A 764-nucleotide genomic window follows, 5' to 3' on the forward strand; every position below is an offset into this window, starting at 1 on the left:
CCACCAGGCCGGCTTCGCGGGCCAGTTGCGGACCGGACAGATAGAGGCCGTTGTCGCCCAGCTGGCCGGCCTGGATTTCCAGGACGCCCTCGCCACAGGCGATGCGCAGCGGCTCCAGGCTCAGCACGCTGCCGGGGGTCTGGCCATGGCTTTCCTGGCGGGCCTGGGCGCTCCAGACGATCAGCTTGCGGTCACCGATCCAGCCGAAGGCGCCCGGATAGGGTTGGGTCACGGCGCGCACCAGGTTGTTCAGCTCTACGGCCGGACGGCTCCACTCCAGCTCGCCATCGGCGGCGCTGCGGCGGCCAAAGGTGGTGGCCTGGCTTTCGTCCTGCTCGCGTTCTTGCACTGTTGCGGAGGCAAGTATGGGGAGCACTTCATTGAGCAGCGCTTGGCTTGTTTCCCTTAGCTTGGCGTGAAGTGTGAGTGCGGTGTCGTCAGGCGCAATCTCTACACGTTTTTGCGCCACGATCGGGCCGGCATCGGCACGCTTGACCATGCGGTGCAGGGTTACGCCGGTCTCGGTCTCGCCATTGACCAGCACCCAGTTGGCGGGGGCCCGACCGCGATAACGCGGCAGCAGCGAACCGTGCAGGTTGTAGGCGCCGCGCTTGGCGCAGGCCAGGACGTCGCCTGACAGCAGGTTGCGGTAATAGAAGGAGAAGATGAAATCCGGTTCCATGGCGCGGATGCGCTCGACCCAGATCGGGTGATTGACGTCTTCCGGCGCGTGCACCGGGATGCCGTGGCGGGCGCAGAGCTGC

The 764-nt window shown here is 66.4% G+C and carries 1 protein-coding gene; it reads right to left on the reverse strand.

All coding sequences use genetic code 11. From position 1 onward, the window contains the following. On the reverse strand, positions 1 to 764 hold a 764-nt coding region (locus OXS31_RS23335; RefSeq protein ID WP_267402359.1), incomplete at both ends, for a formyltransferase family protein.

The organism is Pseudomonas sp. GM_Psu_1, from assembly GCF_026544185.1.
Taxonomy (GTDB): domain Bacteria; phylum Pseudomonadota; class Gammaproteobacteria; order Pseudomonadales; family Pseudomonadaceae; genus Chryseomonas; species Chryseomonas oryzihabitans.